Origin of the sequence: Pseudohaliea rubra DSM 19751 (assembly GCF_000764025.1) — a bacterium.
In the GTDB taxonomy this organism is placed as follows: Bacteria; Pseudomonadota; Gammaproteobacteria; order Pseudomonadales; family Halieaceae; genus Pseudohaliea; species Pseudohaliea rubra.
This window is the reverse complement of sequence record NZ_KN234749.1, coordinates 90,863-114,691: the sequence shown is the minus strand read 5'-3', so window position 1 is coordinate 114,691 and position 23,829 is coordinate 90,863. Positions and strand designations below refer to the sequence as shown.

Below are 23,829 nucleotides of genomic sequence, written 5' to 3'. Positions count from 1 at the left end.
ATGCGTATTTGGGATAGTAGGCGAGTAATGAGCGTTGCTTTGCGGATTTTGAGCTCCGCGCCTCACCACGCTGCGTGTCGGCAAGCGCAGCGCAGGGGCACAGGCGTCGGGGCTCAGCGGCGTGGGCTGCCCTCCTGGAGCTCTGCGCCGGTCAGGGCGCCGTGGATCACACCGCGCAGCCAGACATGGGCCGGGTCGTGGTGAAAACGCTCATGCCAGTACAGCTTGACCTCGAAGGTGGGCAGGTCGATGGGCGGGGCGAGGGCGCGAAGAGCCCCCCGTCCCAGCCACTTTGCCGTGCCCGTGGGCAGCGTGACAATGCAATCGGTGGATTCCGCGAGCAGCGCCGCGGTAACGAAGTTGTAGGTCACGAGCCGCTGCTTGTGGGCGGGGATCGCCTTCAGTAGCTCGCTCTGGATCTGCTCATGAATGTGCCCCAGGCGCCGCGCGTTCACCACGATGTGCTGCGCCTGCTCGAACTGCTCGAGCGTTAGGGAGTCACCGATGTCCGGATGCCCCTGACGCACGAAGCACGAGTAATCCTCCGTGAACAGGTTACGCTCGTGAATGCCTGCATAGAGCTTGGGGAAGGGGCCCAGGGCGAGGTCGACATCCGTCTCGAGATGCTTGGCGAGGGCGTTAACGCCCAGAGGAACGGCGTGCAGCTGCACCGAGGGCGCCTGCTCCAGCAGCGTTCGGGTGATGCGCGACAGGCCGAGCACGTGCGCGACCTCGGACCCGGCGATGTGGAAGATCCGGTGGGAGGTACCGGGGTCGAACTTGCCGTAGCCGGTGAGGGATTTTTCATAGATGTGCAGCATTTCCTCTACTGATTTCGCCAGCTGCACCGCGCGGGGCGTCGGTTCCATACCGCGCCGCGTGCGCACGAACAGGGGGTCCTCGAAATGCTGTCGCAGCTTGGCGAGAGCACGGCTGACGTTGGACTGACCGATGTTCAGACGGTCCGCGGCGGTACTCACCTGCCGCGTTTCCATGAGGGTCTGAAAGACTACGAGCACCTTGAAGTCCAGGTCGCCGTTCGGCATGAGGGCCATCCTCTGTGCAAAGCCGCGCTGATCATAAATTACGGAAATCAGATTAGCATATGCAGATTGTGCAATCAGCATATTCGCCCCGCGATGTTGTGTCGATTCGGCACTAACCCAATAGTACCGGCCAACATCCGTCGCAGCATCAGGGAGTAGACGATGGCCATCGAGAAACCCGTAAGCCCCAGCATCGCCATGAATCATCACCATCACGTCACCATCGGCGTGATGGATCCACAGGAAGACTTCGACTGGCATACCAAGGTGCTGGGCTTGAAATGCGTCAAGCGCACGCTTTTCTATGACGGCGCCATGCCGGTCTACCACTTCTACTACGGCAACGATATCGGCGAGGAAGGAACGCTGCTGACCACGTTTCCGCTGGCGCACACGGGCGTGAAGGCCGTGGAGGGTGCCGGCCAGGTCCGTCATGTGGACCTCTCCGTGCCGGTCTCCTCGCTCGCCTACTGGAAGGATCGCCTCGAGTCCCACGACGTTGACGTCACCGAGTGCGAGTTCTTCGGAGAAACGCGCCTGGAATTCCGCTCGCCGCACAACATTCGTCACGCCATGGTCGGCATCGAGGATGACGACCGCAAGCCTTACAGCGCCGGCCCCGTGCCCCCGGAGAACATGATCCGGGGCACGCACTCCTGCGGCGTTTCCACCTGGTCCATGGACATGATGGAAGAGTTCATGGTCGAGGCCTGGGGCTGTCGGAAGGTGGCCAGGGACGGCAATCGCGAGCGCTACGAGATGGGCGCGGGGGGCACGGGCACCTACACGGATTTCGTTGTCGAGCCCGCTCTGAAGCAGGGCAGCTGGTACGTGGGCCAGGGCGCGATTCACCACATGGCCTACAACTGTCCGGACGCCGAGACGCAGAAAAAGATCAAGTTCTTCGTGGAGGGCCTGGGCTATACGGACTTTTCAGACATCAAGGATCGGGGGTATTTCGACTCCATCTACGTTCGCACGCCCTCGGGCGCTCTTTTCGAGGCGACGGTGTCCCATGACCCCTCGTTCCTCTGCAACGAGCCCTACGAGACCTTGGGCACTCAGGTCATGATGTCCCCCCAGATTGAAGCCAACAAGGACGAGGTAATGAAAATCATAGGCTGGGTAGAAGGTTAGCCCTCAACACCCAAAACACCCCAAACACCTGACTAGATAATAATAGTTCAGCAGGAGGTTCGCGTGCTCAAAGGTGCGTCTTTCGTTGGTGCTGTTGCTGCCGCAGCACTGTCCATGCAGGTTCTCCCCGTCGCGGCCCAGCTCGAGGAGGTCATTGTCACAGCGCAGAAGCGCAGCGAATCGCTCCAGGATGTGCCGATCGCCGTCACCGCGTTCACCGGCGAGAGCATGCGCGAGCTGGGTATCACCAATGCCAGCGATCTCGTGGTGTTCACGCCAGGTCTGTCCATGCGCCAGCAGAGCGGTTCCAACATCAATTACTTCCTGAGGGGCGTCGGGACCAATGATATCCATCTCACGGCGGCACCCGCGGTCGGCCAGTACTTCGATGAGATCACCCTGACCAGCGGCTTTCACGCGAGGACGTCTCTCTTCGACATGAACCGCGTGGAGGTCCTGAAGGGCCCGCAGAATACGCTGTTCGGGCTCAACACCACGGGCGGCGCGGTCTCCTATTTCAGCAACCGGCCGGAGATCGGGGCAGGCAGCCAGGGCAGCCTGGACGCCCGGCTTGGCAACTATGGACTCGTCAACCTCGAAGGCGCGGTCGGCTTTGACCTCGGCGCCAACGCTGCGATGCGCCTGGCCGGCGTCTGGAATCAGTCGGACGGGGCCTTTGAGTCCCAGTATGACGGCAAGGAATACGGCGACGACGATACCCAGGCCCTGCGGGCCCAGGTGCTCTGGCGCCTCGGCGATGCGACCGACGCGCTGCTCAACGTGCACTACGGCCAGAGCGAGAACAACGGCTCCGTGTACAAGGTTCTCGGCACCCGCTCCCCTGATGGTTCCGGCGCGGTGTGTGCCGGCTTTAATCCCGGTTCAGTGCAGGACTTTGACGATAACACTCCGTGTATCACCGTGCCGCCGCCGGCGGCCGGTGGACAGGGCCCGGGCCAGCCGGGGGTGGATCCGTCCTTCGCCGACTGGGAGGACGTTGCCATGGACGTCGGGGGGGAAGACCTCGAGACCTACGGTGCGTTCTTCAAGCTGAACCATGAGTTCTCCTGGGCGAGCTTCACGTCGATCACGGCCTTCGACAACCTGCAGTTCACCAATACCAACGATCTGGACGGTGCCCAGCTTGGGCAGATGATCAACCTGCAGCAGGACGACCGCGACACCTTTCAGCAGGAGCTGCGCCTTGTCTCTCTGAGTGACGGCGATTTTCGCTGGATCGGCGGCATCTATTACCTCGACGAGGAGTCACAGTCCTACACCGGTTTACGCAGCAACCTCATCGGCGGCTGGGCCATACTCCCCAATGTTCAGCTTGATCACACCCGGGAGAACGTCGGGGTTTATGCGCAGGGGGAGTACGACCTGACTGAGGCCCTGACGCTGACCGTAGGTACGCGCTGGTCCGACGAAACCATCGAAGGTGATTACCTGCCGTCCCGGCCCCGGGTGGTTGGTATTGCGGACACGACACCCCTTCATGCCGCACAGGTGAACGCGCTGGTGGCGGAGCAGAATCCGGGCACGCCCGCTTTCGATGCGAACGGTTTCGAACTCGCCCGGCAGCTGTCGCAGAAGCTTGAGAACGACGATGTGGGCTTCACCGTCAAGCTGGACTACCAGCTCGCTGACGATTCCATGCTCTATGCCAGCTTTGCCCGCGGCTTCAAGGGCGCTGCGCTGGATATCCGCGCGGCCTATGCGCTGGTCCCGGTCGGCAATGTGGAGCAGGGTCTCGAGGACGCCCGCCTCGAGCCCGAGTCCCTGGATGCCTGGGAAGTCGGCTTCAAGGGCACCTATCTCGACAATCGCCTGCAGCTCGATGCAGCGCTGTTCTACTACAGCTACGAAAACCTGCAGCAGTTCATTACCTTCCGCGGCATTCCGACGCTGGATAACGCGCCAGAGTCCGAGAGCTATGGTTTCGACGCCAATCTCAAGTTCGCAAACGAGACTGGGTTCTTTGCCCAGCTAGGGGTGTCCTACCTGGAAACCGAGGTCACGGATGCGAGCGACAGCGAGTTCATTGAGGGTGCACCCCTTGCGGGCTCTCCCGAGTGGTCTGTGACTGCGCTGGCCACCCAGGACTTCAGCGTGGGTAGCGGCGTACTCACCCTGATGGCCAACATCAGCTATACGGACGAACAGGCGACGGAAACGCTGACGAGCGCCACGCAACCGGTCGAGCAGGCGTTGACAGTGGATGGCTACACGCTCGTGAACACCAGTCTCGTCTATCGCTTCGGCGATGCCGAGCAGTTCAAGGTCGGCCTGTTCGCCAATAACCTTCTGGATGAACACTTCTGTGTCGGGCTTCGCACCAGTGACACCGCGAACCTGGCTCAACCCGGAAACGCGGGTTACCACCACGGCAATCTGACGTGCATGGTTAATAACACAACGGTCCGGACCTACGGGGTGAGCGTCGGCTACAGCTTCTAGGGCACGATCCTGTTTGGCCGGACAGGACCTTAGAGGCTTTAGCTGACCGCAATAGAATTCAGTGCCCCCGGCCTCCAGAGCCGGTGGGTCGCATGGGAGGAAGTGACATGCTCGACTTTTCCTATCGTGCACTGCCGTGGAACATCGTGTTCGGCGTCGGCGCACTGGCGAGGCTTCCCGAGGAGCTCGACAAGCTGAAGCTGTCGAGCGCGCTGGTCCTCGCGACCCCGCACCAGACGGCGGATGGCACAGCGGTCGTTGAGTTGCTCGGAGAGCGGGCAGCAGGGCTTTACGACAAGGCTGTGATGCACGTACCGGCCGAGACCGCAGCCGACGCGTTGAAAGAGGCCGAGCGCCTCGGTGCGGACTGCACGGTTTCCATCGGTGGCGGGTCGACGACGGGTCTCGGCAAGGCCCTTGCGCTGAAGGCCGGCCTGCCGAACGTTGCCATTCCGACCACCTACGCTGGGTCGGAGATGACCAATGTCTGGGGCATCACCGAGGCCGGGCGCAAGGTGACGGGCAGGGATGAGCGGGTCGTGCCGAACCTCGTGATCTACGACCCGGCGCTCACGCTCACGCTGCCCGCCGGGCTGGCAGGACCAAGCGGGCTCAATGCCATGGCTCAGGCCGTCGTCAATGTCGCGTCCAATGCACTCAACCCGATCGTTGCGAGCATGGCGCTGGACGCCATCCGGGCGCTTGCCCGGTCCCTACCGCGGATCATAGAAGCGCCTGACGACCTCGCTGCGCGCTCGGAGGCCCTCTACGGGGCCTGCCTCGCCGGCGGTGCGCTGGGTACGGGCGTCACGGGGCTGCATCACCGGCTCTGTCATACCTTTGGCGGGACCTTCAATACACCCCATGCCGAGACGCACACGATTCTTCTCCCGCATTCAGTAGCGTACAACGCGGAGGCCGCCGCAGAGGGCACGCAGCGTATTGCCGAGGCGCTTGGCGTTGCCGATGCCGCCCAGGGGCTGTTCGAACTGGCCAGGCGGGTCGGCGCCCCGACGGCGCTCTCGGCGATCGGTATCCGCGAGGAGGACCTCGACCGCGCAGCCGCCGTGGCTACCGAAACCCCCATCAACAATCCGGCGCCGGTCACGCACGCGCAAATAAGGGCAATGCTCCAGAATGCCTGGCAGGGCCTGGCCCCGGTGCCGCTTTCCACGCTTGCGAGCTGAATGTCCATGAAACCGAAACCATGCATCACGGCTCAGCAAGCCGCCGAGCTCGTCGAACCCGGGGCCATCCTCATGGTCGGCGGCTTCGGCATGACGGGCAACCCCGTGAGCCTTGTTCATGCCCTGGCCGAGCGAACCGGCGTTCGCGGTATTACTTATATCGGGAATAACGTTGGCGAAGTCGGCCTCGGTGGCGGGCGCCTGCTGCGGAACGGCCAGCTCGACCGGGTTATCGGCTCCTTTCTTACCAGCAACCGCGAAGCGGTGGCCGCTGCGCAGGCCGGCGATCTCGAGGTGGAACTGCTGCCCCAGGGCACCCTCGCTGAAGCTATTCGCGCAGGCGGGGCCGGTATCGGGGGGTTCTATACCCCGACGGCAGCCGGCACACCGCTTGCGGGGTCCCGCCCGGTAAAAGTACTTGATGGGGTGGAGCAGGTGTTTCAGAAGAGCCTCAAGGCTGATGTGGCCTTCATCCGCGCCTGGCACGCCGATGAGGCCGGAAATCTGCAGTACCGGATGACCGAGCGTAACTTCAACCCCGCTATCGCCAGCGCCGCAAAGGTGGTTGTTGCGGAGGTCGAGCATATCGTTCCGACCGGGTCCCTGGACCCTGATCAGATACATACGCCGGGCTGTTTCGTCGACTATCTGGTGCAAAACCCACTCAGCCTCGAGAGCTTGGGAACGTCCGCCGATGTTGCCGGCAGCGGCAAGGTGGTCAGCGAGGCGCGCATGACTATGGCGCGCATGGCGCTGGCCGAGCTCCAGCCCGGCGACGTTGTCAATCTCGGTGTCGGCATCCCCACGCTGGTGGCGGACCTTATTACCCCGGAGCATCAGCTGGTCCTGCACAGCGAGAACGGCATGCTGGGCGTTGGTCCGGAGCCCGCGTCGGGCGGGGCCTTCGACTACCCGGTCAATGCGGGCAAGGTGCCTGTCACGGCGCTGCCGGGGGCCAGCTACTTCGACTCCAGCGATTCCTTCGGCATGATTCGGGGCGGGCACGTCGATGTGGCAATCATGGGAGGGCTGCAGGTCGATAACGCGGCGAACCTCGCCAACTGGGCCGTTCCCGGCAAACCACTGCTCGGTGTTGGCGGAGCAATGGATCTGGCAAAGGGCGCACGAAAGCTCATCATCACAATGTCGCATACCGACCGCGAGGGCCGGCCGAAGCTCGTAAAGGCGGTCGATCTGCCCCTGACGTCTCCGGGCTCTGTCGATGTGGTGATCACCGACCTCGCGGTGTTCCGCTTTCTCGACGGGCGTCTTTGTCTCACTGCCCTGATGCCCGGTGTCACCCTCGACGAGGTGGCCGCTAGCACCGACGCCGCGTACGACGTCGCGCTATGAGGGAGGCCTTTGTCTGCGGCGGCGTCCGCACGCCCATCGGGCGCTACGGCGGGGCGCTGGCGGCAGTACGGGCGGACGATCTTGCAGCGGTGGCGCTGCGCGCCCTGCTCGAGCGCTGTGGCCCTCTTGATCCGTCGGTCATCGACGATGTCATTCTCGGCTGCGCCAACCAGGCCGGCGAGGATAACCGGAACGTGGCGCGCATGGCCGCCTTGCTGGCGGGTTTGCCCGTCGCGGTGCCGGGTGTCACGGTGAATCGACTTTGTGCTTCGGGCCTCGATGCGGTGGCGGCGGCCAGCCGCCAGCTGCGTGCCGGTGACAGTGACGTCGTTATCGCGGGGGGAGTAGAGTCTATGTCGCGGGCGCCGCTGGTCATGCCCAAGGCCGAGGCCGCGTTTTCCCGCCAGGCGGAACTCTTCGACACGACCATCGGCTGGCGCTTCGTTAATGCGCAGATGAAGGCCCTCTACGGTACGGATTCGATGCCCGAGACGGCCGAGCACGTCGCCAGGGAATTCGCGATCAGCCGGGAAGACCAGGATGCCTTTGCCTTGCGATCGCAGCAGCGTACGGCGCGGGCCATCGCGACGAACCGTCTGGCGAGGGAGCTTGTGCCCGTGCGGGTCCCCGGAGGCAGGGGAGCTCCTGTCGAAGTGGCTGTTGACGAGCACCCCCGCGCGGGGACGACCCTCGAGCGGCTCGCTGCCCTTCGGCCCATTGTGTGCGAGTCAGGCACGGTGACGGCGGGTAATGCCTCGGGGGTCAATGATGGCGCCGCCGCGCTGCTCATGGCCTCTGAAGAGGCGGTGCGCGTGCATGCGCTGGAGCCGCTGGCTCGCATCGTGGGCGCCTGCGCGGTCGGGGTGCCCCCTCGCATCATGGGCATCGGCCCGGCGCCGGCGGTGCAGGCCCTGCTGCAAAAGTGCCGGGTCTCCCTGGCGGATATCGGCGTTATCGAGCTGAACGAGGCCTTTGCGAGCCAGGCGTTGGCGGTGCTCAGGGAGCTTGGTCTCGAGGATGAAGACGAGCGAGTCAACCCGAATGGCGGGGCCATTGCCCTCGGCCATCCCCTGGGCATGAGCGGCGCCCGGCTCGCGCTGACCGCGGCGTTGGAGCTCGGAGTCCGCGGTGAACGCTATGCGCTGTGCTGCATGTGCGTAGGTGTGGGTCAGGGCGTGGCCCTGTTGCTTGAGCGCGTCTGAACCTGCCGGCGCCGGGCTCGGTGCTCAGGAGGAACTGCGGCATGCGGCATTCACGGACTTCAAAAGCAGGAACACAGACCGGCGGCTGGCGCAGCGCTGCTAACCCCCGGATTGTAAAACGCAGCCTCAAGGTCAGCCTCGTGGTCGGTTCCGTACTCACGCTGATCAACCAGAGCGATACCCTGTTCCCCGGGGCACCCGGTCTCGGCGAAGGTGCGCGGGTGTTCCTGACCTACCTCGTGCCGTTTTCTGTCTCAACCTGGGCGTCAGTGCAGGCATCAAGCGGCGAAAGCCGGTAGTGCGCACCAAGGGGCGCGGGTCGCGCGCTTACTGCGGCTCCGCCGCGTCCCCATGGAGGAGAAACTGCCGGGTGTTGAGCATGAGCTCGCGCAGCGCCGGGTCCTCCCGGCTCGCCTCCTTTAGCCGCGCCTGGTCGATGCGGCCGGCGACATAGGCCTCGAGCACATCCAGCAGCACCGGGGTCATCTCCGGTTCCCGGGCCCAGCGCGGTGCATCGACGAGGTTGCCGGTGACAGCGTCGCCGGTCCAGCGCAGCCAGTAGCCGCCGCAGCTCGAGAGGATATAGTCGCCCTTGCGGCCGTAGCTCTGGTTCGGCGTGGCGGCGTTGAAACCGTCCTTGGGCACGGCATCGATGCGCTCAAGGGCCAGGACCCATCGGCTCCCCTCGGGGAAGTCCTCCGCCGGCGGGCGGCAGTAGTCCCCGGTCTGCAGCCAGACCCGCAACTGCTCCCGCCAGCCCTCGCCGCGCAGCGTGCGCGCGATGGCAATATCGATGGAGTTGCCCTTGCGCTGGGTGACGGTGCCGGCGACCACCAGGTCTGCCTGTCCCTGCACGTCGGCAAAGCTGCCCTTCCAGAGGCAGCCGCACTCGGCGCGCCCCGGGAGAGGGAGGAGGGCGGCAGTGGCAAGGAGCAGGGCGGCGAGACGCACCGGCGGGACCGCTAGGACTGAAGCGCCCGGGCCGCGTCCAGGGCGAAGTAGGTGAGGATACCGTCGCAGCCGGCGCGCTTGAAAGCCAGCAGCGACTCGAGCATCACCGCCTCTTCCTGCAGCCAGCCGTTGGCAAAGGCGGCCTTGTGCATGGCGAACTCGCCGCTCACCTGGTAGGCAAAGGTCGGCGCCTTGAGCTCATCCTTTACCCGACGGATGATGTCCAGGTAGGGCATGCCAGGCTTGACCATGATCATGTCGGCGCCCTCGGCGAGGTCCAGGGCGCACTCGTGCAGGGCTTCGTCGCTGTTTGCCGGGTCCATCTGGTAACTGAACTTGTTGCCGCCCTTGATGTTGCCGGCGGAGCCCACGGCGTCGCGGAAGGGGCCGTAGTAGCTCGAGGCGTACTTGGCCGCGTAGGACATGATCAGCGTATTCACGTGTCCCTCGCGCTCGAGCAGCTCGCGAATGGCGCCGATGCGCCCGTCCATCATGTCGGAGGGGGCCACCACGTCGGCACCGGCCTCGGCGTGGGATAGGGCCTGCTTCACGAGGACCGCTTTAGTGATGTCGTTCAGCACATAGCCGTGCTCGTCGATGATCCCGTCCTGGCCGTGGGTGGTGAAGGGGTCCAGGGCAACATCGGTCATTACCCCGAGCTCCGGCACGGCGTCCTTCAGGGCGCGCGTGGCGCGCTGGGCGAGGCCGTCGGCGCTGTACGCCTCCTCCGCCTCCAGGCTCTTGCGCGACCCGGGCACCACGGGGAAGAGCGCGATGGCGGGGATGCCGAGGCCATGGGCCTCCTTTGCGAGCTCGACCAGCAGGTCCACGGAGAGGCGCTCGACGCCGGGCATGGAGGGCACCGCCTCGCGCTCGCCGCTGCCTTCGAGAACGAACACCGGGAGGATGAAGTCCGCCGGGGTCAGGCCGTTTTCCCGCACCAGCGCGCGGGCGAAGCTGCTGGCCCGGAGGCGGCGCAGGCGGGTTGTGGGGTAGGGCCCGCGGCTGCTGAAACTCATGCGCCGGAACTCCCCGCCGCGATCATGTGAAACACAATATTGGCGGCCTCAATGGTCTTGTCGATGTCTTCGTCCGTGTGCGCGGCAGACATGAAGCCCGCCTCGTAGGAGGCCGGGGCCAGGTATACGCCGTGCTCCAGCATGCGGTGGAAGAAACGACCGAAGGTCTTCGTATCGCAGGCCATCACGTCGGCGTAGTTCTCTACCTTTGGCGCGTCGGTGAAGAAACCGCCAAACATGGTGCCCGCGTGGTTGGTGGTGAAGGGCACGCCGGCGCTGTCGGCAGCGGCCTCGAGGCCGTGGCAGAGGCGCGCGGTGCGGTCGAAAATCGGCTGATAGAAGCCCGGCCGGGTGATGATGTCCATGGTCGCCAGCCCCGCCGCCATGGCGATGGGGTTACCGGACAGCGTCCCTGCCTGATAGACGGGCCCGAGGGGCGCGATGTGCTCCATGATCCTGCGCTTGCCACCGAAGGCGCCCACGGGCATGCCGCCGCCGAGGATCTTGCCGAGGGTGGTGATGTCCGCCTCGATGCCATAGTGGCCCTGGGCACCGTGGGGGCCGAAGCGGAAGCCGGTCATCACCTCGTCGAGGATGAATACCGCGCCGCTCTCGTTGCACACCTCGCGCATGGCGGTGAGGAACTCGGGTTTGGGCAGCACGCAGTTCATGTTGCCGGTAACCGGCTCGACGATGAGGCAGGCGATCTTGTCGCCGTGCTCGGCAAAGCACTGGCGCAGGCCCTCGGTGTCGTTGTAGGTGAGGGTGATGGTGTGCTCGGCGAGGCAGGCGGGCACCCCCGGGGAGCTCGGCACGCCCAGGGTCAGGGCGCCGGAACCGGCCTTGATGAGCAGGGAGTCCGAGTGGCCGTGGTAGCAGCCCTCGAACTTCACGATCTTGTCCCGGTTTGTGTAGCCACGGGCGAGACGAATGGCGCTCATGGTGGCTTCGGTGCCCGAGTTGACCATGCGCACCATGTCCATGTTCGGCATGATGTCGCAGATGCGGTCGGCGAGCTGCGTCTCAAGCTCCGTCGGCGCGCCGAAGGATAGGCCCTTTTCAGCCTGGCGGACCACGGCTTCACGCACTTCCGGGTGGTTGTGGCCCATAATCATCGGCCCCCAGGACAGCACGTAGTCGATGTAGCGGTTGCCGTCGGTATCGAAGAGGTAGGCGCCGTCGGCCCGGTCGATGAATACCGGGGTGCCGCCGACGGCCTTGAAGGCCCGTACCGGTGAATTCACGCCGCCGGGAATGTGTGCGTTGGCGCGCTCGAATAGGGCTTGCGATGTGACCATGCTGTCCTCACTGCGGGGAATGACGGGCTTCCTTCGAAGCCGGGAGTTGCGGAATTATGGGCCTTCGCCCTCCCCGTCAACAACCCCGCACCGGGTGCAGGGGCCAGGTCAAGGGGACTGCATCAAAAGGGCTTCAGCACCACCAGGAACACAATGGCGAAGAGGAACAGCACCGGCACCTCGTTGAAGAAGCGGTAGAACACATGGCTGTGGCGGTCCGAGTCGGCGTTGATGGCCTTGACGTAGCGACCGCATTGAAAGTGGTAGACGACAAGGAAGGTTACGCCGGCGAGCTTGAGCCAGAGCCAGGTAGCGCTCAGGTAGTAGTCCGGGGCGAGGCCGATCATCCACACGCCGAAGACTACCGTCAGCACCATGAAGGGCGTGACGAAGCGGTACAGGCGACGGGACATCACCGCCAGCTGCGCCCGGGTCGCGCTGTCCTCGCTGGCGGCGAAGTAGACGAAGATCCGCGGCAGATAAAAAAGGCCGGCGAACCAGCAGACGACGAAGATGATGTGCAGGGCACGCAACCAGAGCATGGCGGGTTCCTTGGGCGAAGGCGCTGACCGATACCAGTGAAAAGTGCGATGATAGCAGTTTGCCTGCCGCCCGCGGCGGCGGGGCTTCAACCGGGCGCGCGGGAGGCACAATGATCAGGGTCGGCATCGTCGGGGGCACAGGGTACACGGGCGTGGAGCTGCTGCGGCTGCTCGCGGCGCACCCCGGCGCCGAGGTCGTCGCCATCACGTCCCGGGGGGAAGTCGGTCGCCGGGTGGACGACCTGTTCCCGAACCTGCGCGGCAGCTGCGATCTTGTCTTTACGGAGCCGGCTGCAGCCGCGCTCGCCGCCTGCGATGTGGTGTTCTTCGCCACTCCGCACAATGTCGCCATGCACAGCGTGCCGGCGCTCCTCGACGCCGGCGCGCGGGTCATTGACCTTTCCGCCGACTTCCGCCTGCGCGATGCCGGGATCTGGTCCCGGTGGTACGGCGAGACCCACGCCTGCCCGGAGCGACTGGCCGAGGCGGTGTACGGTCTGCCCGAGTTCCACCGCGAGGCGATCGCGGGGGCGCGCCTCGTTGCCTGCCCGGGCTGCTACCCCACGGCCATCCAGCTCGCCTTTGCGCCGCTCCTCGCCGGTGACCTTGTCGACCGGGACCAGCTGATCGCCAGCGCCGCTTCCGGCGTGAGCGGCGCCGGCCGCCAGGCAAAGCTCGACAACATCCTCACGGAGGCGAGCGATAACTTCAAAGCCTACGGCGCGGCCGGCCACCGGCACCAGCCGGAGATCGAGCAGTCCCTCGGCGACCTCGCCGGCGGGCCTGTGGGCGTGACCTTCGTGCCGCACCTGCTGCCGATGATCCGCGGCATCCACGCGACCTGCTTCGCCCGTCTGAAGACCCCCGGGCTGGACCTGCAGCCGGTTTTCGAGGACTACTATGCCGACGAGCCGTTCGTCGACGTGCTGCCGGCGGGCCAGCACCCGCAGACGCGCACGGTGCGCGGCGCCAACCGCTGCCAGCTCGCGGTGGCGGTGCCCCAGGGGCGGGAGACGGCGGTGGTCATGGCCACGGAGGATAACCTGGTGAAGGGCGCCTCGGGCCAGGCGATCCAGTGCATGAACATCATGCTCGGGCTGCCGGAAACCAATGGCCTGGCTCACCCGGGGCTGCTGCCCTGAGCGCGGGTAATACTTGACTGGAATGCTAGGGCTTCGCATACTGCGTTAAACCATCGACAACCCCGGGGCGTAAACCGCCAATGACCGTTGCCACAGCCTTTGACCCGAACAGCATCTCTTTGTCGCCTGGAGCCGTGCGCAAGGTGCGGGAGCTGGTCTCAGAAGAAGAGAACGCGGCGCTGAAGCTGCGGGTGTTCATTACCGGCGGCGGCTGCTCGGGCTTCCAGTACGGCTTTGCCTTCGATGAAGAAGCCGCCGAGGACGATACCGCGATTCAGGTCGACGGGGTCACCGTGCTCGTGGACCCGATGAGCTTTCCCTACCTTGCCGGCTCTGAAGTTGACTACGCCGAAGGTCTCGAGGGGTCACGCTTTATCGTCAATAACCCCAATGCCTCGACCACCTGCGGCTGCGGGGCCTCATTCTCCATCTGAGGCTGTCCAGCGACCGCCGGTGCCCGCCGGATAGATACCACCGAGCACCCGCGGCCCGACGGCCCCGGTAACCACCGGTGCATTGCCCGGCCTGCCGGCGAGAGTCTCCCGCGCCAGCCAGGCGAAGGCCGCGGCTTCCACCCAGTCCGGATCCAGCCCCAGAGCCTGCGTGGTTGCGAGTGACGCCGGCGCCAGGGCCCGGTGCAATCGCCGCATGAGGTCGTCGTTGTGCGCGCCGCCACCACAGACATAGACCTCCTCGGCCTGGAAGCCCGCGCGCGCAAGGCCTCGGGTGATTCCTGTGGCGGTGAGTGCCGCGAGGGTGGCCTGGACGTCGCGCGGGTCGGCACCCGGCACCCCCACCAGCAAGCTGTCCAGCCAGGTCTCGCTGAAGTACTCCCGGCCGGTGCTGCGCGGGCCGTCGCGCTGAAAGAAGGGGTCTGCCAGCGCGCCTTCGAGGAGGGCGGGCAGCACCGAGCCCTCGGCGCCCCAGGCGCCCCCTGCGTCGTAGGCCGCGCCCCGGTGACGCCGGGCCCAGCTGTCGAGCAGGGTGTTGCCTGGTCCTGTGTCGAAGCCGGCGACGAGCGTTGCTCCGTCGAGGAGCGTGGCGTTGGCAATACCCCCGATGTTGACAATGGCCCGTCGGCGCTCCGGCGCCGCGAAGGCGGCGCGATGGAAGGCCGGCGCCAGCGGCGCGCCCTCGCCCCCCGCGGCCATGTCCCGGCGGCGGAAATCCGCAACCGTGGTAATGGCGGTGCGCTCGGCGATGAGGTTCGGGTCACCCAACTGCAGGGTGAAGGGTGCCTCACCCCCCGGACGGTGGCGGACGGTCTGCCCGTGGGAGCCGATGGCAGCGACCTGTGCCGGGGCGATCCGGTGCCGTTCGAGGAGGGCCAGCGCGGCCTCCGCAAACGCCAGCGCTACTGCGCGATCCACGGGGCCGACGGCGTCCAGGCCATCGTTACCGGGCGTGCACAGGGTTGCGAGGGCCTCCCTCAGCGCGGGCGGGTGCGCCCGGCCCAGGGTATCGAGCACCTCAAAGCGGTCACCGTGGAAGGCGAGCAGCGCGGCATCGACGCCGTCGATGCTGGTGCCGGACATAAGCCCCAGGTAGTAAGCCGGGGCCACGGAGAATCAGGGTGCGGCGTTGCCGGTGCTCACAGCGCCGGCGCTGGCAAGGCGGGTCTCCGTCCGGCGCTGGGCGAGCTGCTCGCTGACGCCGGCGATGGCGCTGCGGAAGGCGGGCATCTCCGCCGCGGCGAGGGCCTTGGCCTTGGGCAGCAGCTTGTGGATGGTCCGCGGGTTGCGGTGTACACCGTCGACGAGGAATTCATAGTGGAGGTGAGGCCCGGTTGCGGCGCCGGTGGAGCCGACGGTGCCGATCACCTGGCTCTGCACTACGCGCTGGCCCTCGCGGACCTTGCGCTTGTTCAGGTGCAGGTACTTGGTGATGTAGCGCTCGCCGTGCTGGACGAAGACGTAGTTGCCGTTGGCTCGGGTGTAGCCGGCCTCGATTACCCGGCCGTCCCCGGAGGCAAACACCGGGGTGCCGCGGGGGGCCGCATAGTCGGTACCGCGGTGCGGGCGGGTGGTCTTGTAGATGGGGTGCAGGCGCTTCAGGTTGAAGTTGGAGCTGATGCGCGTGAAGTCCACCGGTGCCATGAGGAACGCCTTGCGCATGCTCACGCCGGTCTCGTTGTAGTAACTTGCCTGGCCCGCGCTGTCGGTATAGCGAAAGGCATTGAAGGTCTCGCCCTTGTTGGTGAAGGATGCGGCCACGATATTGCCGTCGCCGAACTTGTCGCCGTCGAGGTAGAGCTCCTCATAGAGCACGTGCATGGTGTCGCCCTTGCGCGGGTCGAGCACAAAATCGATGACGCCACCGAAGAGGTTGGCCAGCTCCATAACGAGATTGCTGGACAGGCCCGCGTCGCGCCCGGCGAGGAAAAGGGAGCTGTCGATCTCGCCGGAGGCCCAGGCAAGGCGCACCTCGGGCTCCCGGTCGAGGCGCTCGCTCGAGTAGCCACCGTCCATGCGGCGGTAGACAACACTCTGCAGCGGATTGATCACATGGCGCACGGCGGCAAGGGCGCCGTCCTCGTCGGCGAGGAAGCCGATGGTCTGGCCCGGATAGATGCGCTCCAGGGCCTTGCCCTGCGGCGCCGTGTGCACAATGCGGTAGACATCCCGGTCGCCGTAGCCGGCGCGTTTGAAGAGCAGGGACAGGTTGTCGCCCGACTGTACGATGAGCTCGCGCCAGGCTGGCGTCGTTTCCCCGGTCTCGGGGCCGGTATCGACAGCAGCAGGGCCGGCAGCGACTTCCGCGGCTTCCCGGGTCGGCGCCGGCCCGCCCGCCGCGTCGCGGTCGCGCTCGGCGACCTCCACGGCCGCTTCCGCCGGGTCCGGCAGCTCCGCATCCAGGGGCCGGTTCGCTTCCACATCGCCGCCCGGCGCCACCAGCGCAACGATAGCGACAGCCATGGTCAGCGCCGCCACGGCCAGCAGATGGCGGTGCGAAACGCGGGATCTTGCGGCCAGCGGCGTGGCGCCACGGGCTGGTTTTTTCAGCTGCATCGGCTTGAGTCCGCCCATAATGCTCACGGAGTATAACGCAGGATGCCGGGCTCGTCGGTCAGTTGCAATCCATCGTCGATGGGGTATCTTGCGCCCTCTTGTTATCCACTGCCGTCATCCCGTCCGGATTGCCGTTTCAGTGAGCAGACATCTTCCAGTGAGCAGACATTTTTCAGTGAGGGGTCATGAGTAGTGCATTGATCGCCGACCTGCGCGCGCGCGGGCTCCTGTTCCAGCTGGCCGGGGAGGAGGCGCTCCCGGGCTGGCTCGACGGCGGTATGCGCACCCTTTATTGCGGTTTTGATCCGACGGCGGACAGCCTGCACATCGGCTCCCTGGTGCCGCTGCTCACCCTGCAGCGCTTCCAGCGCGCCGGCCACCGGCCTATCGCTCTCGTGGGCGGTGCCACAGGACTCATCGGCGACCCCAGCTTCAAGGCGCAGGAACGCCAGCTGAATACGCCCGAGGTCATTGCCGGGTGGGTGGACCGGATCCGCGACCAGGTCTCGCGGTTTATCGACTTCGACGCCGGCCCGCACTCAGCGCTGGTGGTGAACAACCTCGACTGGACCCAGGGCATGGATGTCCTGACCTTCCTTCGGGACATTGGCAAGCACTTTTCCGTGAATGCCATGGTGCAGAAGGAGTCTGTGCGCCAGCGCATCGAGCGTGAGGGTGCCGGCATCAGTTACACCGAGTTCAGCTACATGATCCTCCAGGCCCTGGACTTCGCCGAGCTTGCGGGTCGCCATGACTGTACCCTGCAGCTCGGCGGCTCGGACCAGTGGGGCAATATCACCGCGGGCATCGATCTCGCCAGGCGCCTCCATGGCAAGCAGGTCTTCGGTCTCACGCTGCCGCTCATCACCAAGGCCGACGGCACCAAGTTCGGCAAGACTGAAAGCGGCACCATCTGGCTCGACCCGGCGCGGACGTCGCCCTACGCCTTCTATCAATTCTGGCTGGGTGCTGCCGACGCCGACGTCTACCGTTTTCTCCGTTTCTTTACCTTTCTCGACGTTGCCGAGATCGAGGCCCTCGAGCGCGCCGACGCCGGGCGTCAGGGTCGCCCGGAAGCCCAGGGCGTCCTCGCCCGGGAGGTGACCCGGCTGGTCCACGGCGATGAGGGACTGGCAGCGGCCGAGCGCATTACGCGCTGCCTGTTCGAGGGTGACCTGGCAATGCTGTCGGCGGAGGACTTTGCCCAGCTTCGTCTCGATGGCCTGCCGGCAAGCGCTCTCGACCGGGCGACCCTCCCCGGCAGCCTGACCCAGGCGCTGGTGGAGGCCGGGATGGCGAAGTCCGGCAAACAGGTAAAGGATGCGCTGGGCAGCGGCGCTGTGCTGGTTAACGGGCAGCCCCTCTCCTGGGAAGACAATGCTGACCCCGCCGGCTGCTTCGCGGCCGCCCGGGCGCTTCACGGGCGCTTTTACCTGGTGCGCCTGGGCAAGAAGAAATACCACTTGTTCGAGGCGCCCTGAGGGGGGGCTGGGCCGGAACAAAAAAAGATGGGATCATCGCTTGCCAGGTAAGCTTCCAACTGTATAATACGCCTCCCGGTCGAGACATGGTCTTGGCCGGGACCGCCCGGCCCGGCGCCGCGGCGAGTTGCTTAACAGTCAGATGAAGACAGATGTGTGGGCACTTGTTGGGCTGGTTGCTTAGCCCCTTCGGGGGTAACAGTTATCAGACACAAGTGACTCATCGATTCATTTATGAATCATTGATTTCGAGTGTCTGAGCCGAGATTTGTGGGTGAGCGCGGGTAACTGCGAAAACCCACCCTCCTGCTCTTAATGGGTGGAGGTTAAAGATTGAACTGAAGAGTTTGATCATGGCTCAGATTGAACGCTGGCGGCAGGCCTAACACATGCAAGTCGAGCGCGAAAGGCCTTCGGGTTGAGTAGAGCGGCGGACGGGTGAGTAACGCGTAGGAATCTACCTGGTAGTGGGGGACAACTCGGGGAAACTCGAGCTAATACCGCATACGCCCTGAGGGGGAAAGCGGGGGATCTTCGGACCTCGCGCTATTGGATGAGCCTGCGTTGGATTAGCTAGTTGGTGGGGTAAAGGCCTACCAAGGCGACGATCCATAGCTGGTCTGAGAGGATGATCAGCCACACCGGGACTGAGACACGGCCCGGACTCCTACGGGAGGCAGCAGTGGGGAATATTGCGCAATGGGGGAAACCCTGACGCAGCCATGCCGCGTGTGTGAAGAAGGCCTTCGGGTTGTAAAGCACTTTCACTTGGGAAGAAAAGTTTGTCGTTAATAGCGGCAAGCCGTGACATTACCTTGAGAAGAAGCACCGGCTAACTCCGTGCCAGCAGCCGCGGTAATACGGAGGGTGCAAGCGTTAATCGGAATTACTGGGCGTAAAGCGCGCGTAGGCGGTTTGTTAAGTCGGATGTGAAAGCCCCGGGCTCAACCTGGGAATTGCACCCGATACTGGCCGACTGGAGTGCGAGAGAGGGAGGTAGAATTCCACGTGTAGCGGTGAAATGCGTAGATATGTGGAGGAATACCGGTGGCGAAGGCGGCCTCCTGGCTCGACACTGACGCTGAGGTGCGAAAGCGTGGGGAGCAAACAGGATTAGATACCCTGGTAGTCCACGCCGTAAACGATGTCTACTAGCCGTTGGGGAACTTGAGTCCTTGGTGGCGCAGTTAACGCGATAAGTAGACCGCCTGGGGAGTACGGCCGCAAGGTTAAAACTCAAATGAATTGACGGGGGCCCGCACAAGCGGTGGAGCATGTGGTTTAATTCGATGCAACGCGAAGAACCTTACCAGGCCTTGACATCCTTGGAATCCTGCAGAGATGCGGGAGTGCCTTCGGGAATCAAGTGACAGGTGCTGCATGGCTGTCGTCAGCTCGTGTCGTGAGATGTTGGGTTAAGTCCCGTAACGAGCGCAACCCTTGTCCTTTGTTGCCAGCACGTAATGGTGGGAACTCAAAGGAGACTGCCGGTGACAAACCGGAGGAAGGTGGGGACGACGTCAAGTCATCATGGCCCTTACGGCCTGGGCTACACACGTGCTACAATGGAACGCACAGAGGGCAGCAACCCCGCGAGGGTGAGCGAATCCCACAAAACGTTTCGTAGTCCGGATCGGAGTCTGCAACTCGACTCCGTGAAGTCGGAATCGCTAGTAATCGCGAATCAGAATGTCGCGGTGAATACGTTCCCGGGCCTTGTACACACCGCCCGTCACACCATGGGAGTGGGTTGCTCCAGAAGTGGTTAGTCTAACCTTCGGGGGGACGATCACCACGGAGTGATTCATGACTGGGGTGAAGTCGTAACAAGGTAGCCCTAGGGGAACCTGGGGCTGGATCACCTCCTTAAACGAAGAGCGCCACCTGATAAGTGCTCACACATCTGTTTTCGTCTGAAACGGTTTGATGCCACGAGAATCCGAGCTTGCGGCTGTAGGCTCTCCGTCAATCGGAGGGTTTTGACGCAGGATGCTGGTCGGCTGGCAAGGCATTTTTTGAGTGAGAGAGGGAGCGTGCAGATAGCACGTGACCGATCGAGCGAAAAAAATAACGCCGCCAGACGGGCAGCAGACAAGTCAAAACAGGCCTGTAGCTCAGTTGGTTAGAGCGCACCCCTGATAAGGGTGAGGTCGGCAGTTCAAGTCTGCCCAGGCCTACCAAAACGCCCCTGGACTTCGTTGCCGCCTCGCTTGTGTGCTGATTGCACACGGCGCAAGACGGCGCCTCGCCCAGAAACGTTTTGGTGCACAGGGCAGGCGCGGAAGCTGCGGTAGCGGGTAAGACTGTGGGGCTATAGCTCAGCTGGGAGAGCGCCTGATTTGCATTCAGGAGGTCCGCGGTTCGATCCCGCGTAGCTCCACCACTACTTGCTAGTGGGACGAAGTGGTGAATTGCTGGTAGAGGACGCGGTGGTGAACCGCGGACGTCCGCGGCCGGTAGGCCGGACCCTCGATCCCGCGTAGCTCCACCATCTTTATATGGCATCACCGAAGTCAGCAGCGAGAGCGCATCCCGATGGGAGGGTGTTCTGGCTCCTGGTTTTGGCAACCGGACTGTTCTTTAACAAGGTAGATCAAGCTGAGTCTCTGGACTGAAGCTTCGTACTTTGATCACACGGTGCTGCTGTGTGGTTGGAGTAGGAAGACAGGTCCTGAGAACAAAGTTCCTGGTAGCGGGTTTCAATTCCCCGCTGCCTGGAAAACGAGTTGTACATACTGTGACTCAAGCGTCACAACATCCGGCGACACTGGAGAGGCTTTGGCCTTGAAGGTGTGTGGCTGCCGATCTTTGCAAAGGGGGTCGGTGGCGAGTCGTAGACAGATAACCTCGGTTATATGGTCAAGCGACTAAGCGCATACGGTGGATGCCTTGGCAGTCAGAGGCGATGAAGGACGTTGTAGCCTGCGATAAGCGTCGGGGAGCTGGCAAACAAGCTTTGATCCGACGATGTCCGAATGGGGAAACCCACCCAGTGTAAGCTGGGTATCCCTAGCTGAATACATAGGCTATGGAGGCGAACCCGGGGAACTGAAACATCTAAGTACCCGGAGGAAAGGAAATCAATTGAGATTCCCTCAGTAGCGGCGAGCGAACGGGGAAGAGCCTGCAAGTGATAGCAGTGCGGTTAGCGGAACGGTCTGGAAAGTCCGGCGATAGAGGGTGATAGCCCCGTACGCGAAAACTGCGCTGTGGTACTGAGCTTGCGACAAGTAGGTCGGGACACGTGATATCTTGACTGAAGATGGGGGGACCATCCTCCAAGGCTAAATACTCCTGACTGACCGATAGTGAACCAGTACCGTGAGGGAAAGGCGAAAAGAACCCCGGCGAGGGGAGTGAAATAGATCCTGAAACCGTGTGCGTACAAGCAGTGGGAGCCCGATCTTCAAGCCGCTTCGGTGGTGAGAAGAGGCCGTCCGAGCTGAGTTGAGCGGTTGTCATCGCGTAGCGATGACCAACCCCTTAAACAAGGCAGAGGGGGCTTGAAGATCGGGTGACTGCGTACCTTTTGTATAATGGGTCAGCGACTTATTGTCTGTAGCAAGGTTAACCGTTTAGGGGAGCCGTAGGGAAACCGAGTCTTAATAGGGCGTATAGTTGCAGGCAATAGACCCGAAACCGGGCGATCTATCCATGGCCAGGCTGAAGGTTGGGTAACACTAACTGGAGGGCCGAACCCACTAACGTTGAAAAGTTAGGGGATGAGCTGTGGATCGGAGTGAAAGGCTAATCAAGCCCGGAGATAGCTGGTTCTCCTCGAAATCTATTTAGGTAGAGCGTTGTGTATCACCCTGGGGGGTAGAGCACTGTTTGGGCTAGGGGGTCATCCCGACTTACCAACCCCATGCAAACTCCGAATACCCAGGAGTGGCAGCACGGCAGACAGACGGCGGGTGCTAACGTCCGTCGTCGAGAGGGCAACAACCCAGACCGCCAGCTAAGGTCCCCAATACCGGTTAAGTGGGAAACGATGTGGGAAGGCTCAGACAGCTAGGAGGTTGGCTTAGAAGCAGCCATCCTTTAAAGAAAGCGTAATAGCTCACTAGTCGAGTCGGCCTGCGCGGAAGATGTAACGGGGCTAAACCGGTAACCGAAGCTGCGGGTAGGTGGATTCTTTGGAGTTCATTTACGGTAGAGGAGCGTTCTGTAAGCCGTTGAAGGTAGATCGGGAGGTCTGCTGGAGGTATCAGAAGTGCGAATGCTGACATGAGTAACGATAAGGGGGGTGAAAAACCTCCCCGCCGGAAGATCAAGGTTTCCTGTCCAACGTTAATCGGGACAGGGTGAGTCGGCCCCTAAGGCGAGGGCGAAAGCCGTAGTCGATGGGAAACGGGTTAACATTCCCGTACTTTTTCATGGTGCGATGGGGGGACGGAGTAGGCTAGGCCAGCGCGGCGTTGGTTGTCCGCGTTTAAGGCAGTAGGCTGGAATCTTAGGCAAATCCGGGATTCTGAGGCCGAGAGCTGATGACGAGTTCAAGGGGAGACCCGCGAGCGAAGTGGTTGATGCCAGACTTCCAGGAAAAGCCTCTAAGCTTCAGCCATGAAGGAACCGTACTGTAAACCGACACAGGTGATCAGGTAGAGAATACCAAGGCGCTTGAGAGAACTCGGGTGAAGGAACTAGGCAAAATGGTACCGTAACTTCGGGAGAAGGTACGCCGGCTTTGGTGATGGGACTTGCTCCCTGAGCTGAGGCTGGTCGAAGTGACCAGGTGGCTGCGACTGTTTATTAAAAACATAGCACTCTGCAAACTCGAAAGAGGACGTATAGGGTGTGACGCCTGCCCGGTGCCGGAAGGTTAAATGATGGGGTTATCTTCGGAGAAGCTCTTGATTGAAGCCCCGGTAAACGGCGGCCGTAACTATAACGGTCCTAAGGTAGCGAAATTCCTTGTCGGGTAAGTTCCGACCTGCACGAATGGCGTAACGATGGCCACACTGTCTCCACCCGAGACTCAGTGAAATTGAAATCGCTGTTAAGATGCAGTGTACCCGCGGCTAGACGGAAAGACCCCGTGAACCTTTACTACAGCTTCACACGGGACTTTGACCTTACTTGTGTAGGATAGCTGGGAGGCTTTGAAGCGGTGGCGCTAGCCATCGTGGAGCCGCCCTTGAAATACCAGCCTGGTAATGTTGAGGTTCTAACCCAGGCCCGTTATCCGGGCCGGGGACAGTGTGTGGTGGGTAGTTTGACTGGGGCGGTCTCCTCCCAAAGCGTAACGGAGGAGCACGAAGGTGCGCTAATCACGGTCGGAAATCGTGAGGTTAGTGTAAAGGCACAAGCGCGCTTGACTGCGAGACTGACAAGTCGAGCAGGTAGGAAACTAGGTCTTAGTGATCCGGCGGTTCTGAATGGAAGGGCCGTCGCTCAACGGATAAAAGGTACTCCGGGGATAACAGGCTGATACCGCCCAAGAGTTCACATCGACGGCGGTGTTTGGCACCTCGATGTCGGCTCATCACATCCTGGGGCTGAAGCCGGTCCCAAGGGTATGGCTGTTCGCCATTTAAAGTGGTACGCGAGCTGGGTTTAGAACGTCGTGAGACAGTTCGGTCCCTATCTGCCGTGGGCGTTGGAGAATTGAGGGAAGCTGCTCCTAGTACGAGAGGACCGGAGTGGACGAACCCCTGGTGTTCCGGTTGTCACGCCAGTGGCATTGCCGGGTAGCTACGTTCGGACGGGATAACCGCTGAAAGCATCTAAGCGGGAAGCCTCTCCCAAGATGAGTTCTCCCTGACCCCTTGAGGGTCCTGAAGGGCCGTCCAAGACTAGGACGTTGATAGGCTGGGTGTGGAAGCGTTGTAAGGCGTTGAGCTAACCAGTACTAATTGCCCGTGAGGCTTGACCATATAATCCAGGTTGTTTGCGCTGGGTGGTGGCTGCGAGAGCGGCCCCCCACGAAGCCAGCGAGGCTCCCGGGTGTTGTGGCGAGTCATGGTGTGTAAGCACTGAAGTCAGTTCTTCTGGAGACGGAAG

16 protein-coding genes, 2 tRNA genes and 2 rRNA genes are annotated in these 23,829 nt (G+C 63.1%); 13 read left to right on the top strand and 7 right to left on the bottom strand.

The features are described from left to right. Positions 1-113: 113 nt before the first annotated feature. The gene (locus tag HRUBRA_RS03600; RefSeq protein ID WP_052094336.1) at positions 114-1,046 is read right to left on the bottom strand and encodes a LysR family transcriptional regulator; all 933 of its coding nucleotides are present in this window, start codon (positions 1,044-1,046) and stop codon (positions 114-116) included. A 162-nt stretch (positions 1,047-1,208) separates the two neighbouring features. Between HRUBRA_RS03600 and HRUBRA_RS03595 the strand changes: the two genes are divergently transcribed. The 6 genes from HRUBRA_RS03595 to nrtS all read left to right on the top strand — a co-directional run bounded on the left by HRUBRA_RS03595 (position 1,209) and on the right by nrtS (position 8,684). After that, positions 1,209-2,183, top strand: a complete 975-nt coding sequence (locus tag HRUBRA_RS03595; protein ID WP_052094335.1) for a VOC family protein — start codon at positions 1,209-1,211, stop codon at positions 2,181-2,183. Positions 2,184-2,246: 63 nt separating this feature from the next. Continuing rightward, positions 2,247-4,643: a TonB-dependent receptor gene (locus HRUBRA_RS03590; protein WP_201771519.1), complete on the top strand. Its 2,397-nt coding sequence runs from the start codon at positions 2,247-2,249 to the stop codon at positions 4,641-4,643. Positions 4,644-4,750: 107 nt separating this feature from the next. Further along, a complete protein-coding gene (locus HRUBRA_RS03585) occupies positions 4,751-5,830 on the top strand; it encodes a maleylacetate reductase (protein WP_035514604.1) in 1,080 nt (359 codons plus the stop codon). Between the two features lie 6 nt (positions 5,831-5,836). After that, positions 5,837-7,183, top strand: a complete 1,347-nt coding sequence (locus tag HRUBRA_RS14845; protein WP_084592429.1) for a 3-oxoacid CoA-transferase — start codon at positions 5,837-5,839, stop codon at positions 7,181-7,183. After that, entirely contained in the window at positions 7,180-8,385 is a 1,206-nt protein-coding gene (pcaF, locus tag HRUBRA_RS03570; RefSeq protein WP_035514602.1) for a 3-oxoadipyl-CoA thiolase, read from the top strand. Before HRUBRA_RS14845 ends, pcaF begins: the two co-directional genes overlap by 4 nt. 41 nt (positions 8,386-8,426) lie before the next feature. After that, the gene (nrtS, locus tag HRUBRA_RS03565) at positions 8,427-8,684 is read left to right on the top strand and encodes a nitrate/nitrite transporter NrtS (RefSeq protein WP_035514600.1); all 258 of its coding nucleotides are present in this window, start codon (positions 8,427-8,429) and stop codon (positions 8,682-8,684) included. 28 nt (positions 8,685-8,712) lie between these two features. Here nrtS and HRUBRA_RS03560 read toward each other — a convergent pair whose 3' ends face one another. The 4 genes from HRUBRA_RS03560 to HRUBRA_RS03545 form a co-directional block, all read right to left on the bottom strand. Next, positions 8,713-9,336 (bottom strand): hypothetical protein, encoded by a 624-nt coding sequence (locus HRUBRA_RS03560; protein WP_035514598.1) that lies wholly within the window; start codon positions 9,334-9,336, stop codon positions 8,713-8,715. Between the two features lie 11 nt (positions 9,337-9,347). Next, on the bottom strand, positions 9,348-10,355 hold the full coding sequence (gene hemB / locus HRUBRA_RS03555) for a porphobilinogen synthase (RefSeq protein ID WP_035514596.1): 1,008 nt from the start codon (positions 10,353-10,355) through the stop codon (positions 9,348-9,350). Further along, positions 10,352-11,653 (bottom strand): glutamate-1-semialdehyde 2,1-aminomutase, encoded by a 1,302-nt coding sequence (hemL, locus tag HRUBRA_RS03550; protein WP_035514594.1) that lies wholly within the window; start codon positions 11,651-11,653, stop codon positions 10,352-10,354. The genes hemB and hemL overlap by 4 nt, the downstream gene beginning before the upstream one ends. 122 nt (positions 11,654-11,775) lie before the next feature. Further along, the gene (locus HRUBRA_RS03545) at positions 11,776-12,195 is read right to left on the bottom strand and encodes a CopD family protein (protein WP_035514592.1); all 420 of its coding nucleotides are present in this window, start codon (positions 12,193-12,195) and stop codon (positions 11,776-11,778) included. A gap of 110 nt (positions 12,196-12,305) precedes the next feature. On the opposite strand from HRUBRA_RS03545, the gene argC reads away from it, so the two are divergent. Together argC and erpA are read left to right on the top strand one after the other, a co-directional pair. Continuing rightward, on the top strand, positions 12,306-13,337 hold the full coding sequence (gene argC, locus HRUBRA_RS03540; protein ID WP_035514591.1) for an N-acetyl-gamma-glutamyl-phosphate reductase: 1,032 nt from the start codon (positions 12,306-12,308) through the stop codon (positions 13,335-13,337). 80 nt (positions 13,338-13,417) lie between these two features. Further along, the gene (gene erpA / locus HRUBRA_RS03535) at positions 13,418-13,771 is read left to right on the top strand and encodes an iron-sulfur cluster insertion protein ErpA (protein WP_035514589.1); all 354 of its coding nucleotides are present in this window, start codon (positions 13,418-13,420) and stop codon (positions 13,769-13,771) included. On the opposite strand, the gene HRUBRA_RS03530 is transcribed toward erpA, so the two are convergent. Beyond that, positions 13,757-14,899, bottom strand: a complete 1,143-nt coding sequence (locus HRUBRA_RS03530) for an anhydro-N-acetylmuramic acid kinase (RefSeq protein WP_201771518.1) — start codon at positions 14,897-14,899, stop codon at positions 13,757-13,759. The genes erpA and HRUBRA_RS03530 overlap by 15 nt on opposite strands. Before the next feature lie 6 nt (positions 14,900-14,905). Next, positions 14,906-16,345, bottom strand: coding sequence for a peptidoglycan DD-metalloendopeptidase family protein (locus tag HRUBRA_RS03525; protein ID WP_084592428.1), 1,440 nt, complete (start codon positions 16,343-16,345; stop codon positions 14,906-14,908). 185 nt (positions 16,346-16,530) lie between these two features. Here HRUBRA_RS03525 and tyrS point away from each other — a divergent pair, with 185 nt between their 5' ends. The 5 genes from tyrS (at position 16,531) to HRUBRA_RS03500 (ending at position 23,702) form a co-directional block, all read left to right on the top strand. Next, on the top strand, positions 16,531-17,826 hold the full coding sequence (gene tyrS / locus HRUBRA_RS03520; protein ID WP_035514588.1) for a tyrosine--tRNA ligase: 1,296 nt from the start codon (positions 16,531-16,533) through the stop codon (positions 17,824-17,826). Between the two features lie 335 nt (positions 17,827-18,161). Next, positions 18,162-19,695: ribosomal RNA gene (locus HRUBRA_RS03515) — 16S ribosomal RNA — on the top strand. Between the two features lie 234 nt (positions 19,696-19,929). Then, positions 19,930-20,006, top strand: a tRNA-Ile gene (locus HRUBRA_RS03510). A 127-nt stretch (positions 20,007-20,133) separates the two neighbouring features. Continuing rightward, positions 20,134-20,209 (top strand) — tRNA-Ala (locus tag HRUBRA_RS03505). Between the two features lie 474 nt (positions 20,210-20,683). Further along, a 23S ribosomal RNA gene (locus HRUBRA_RS03500) occupies positions 20,684-23,702 on the top strand. The 16S and 23S rRNA genes sit together here with 2 tRNA genes alongside, the layout of an rRNA operon. Positions 23,703-23,829: the final 127 nt, after the last annotated feature.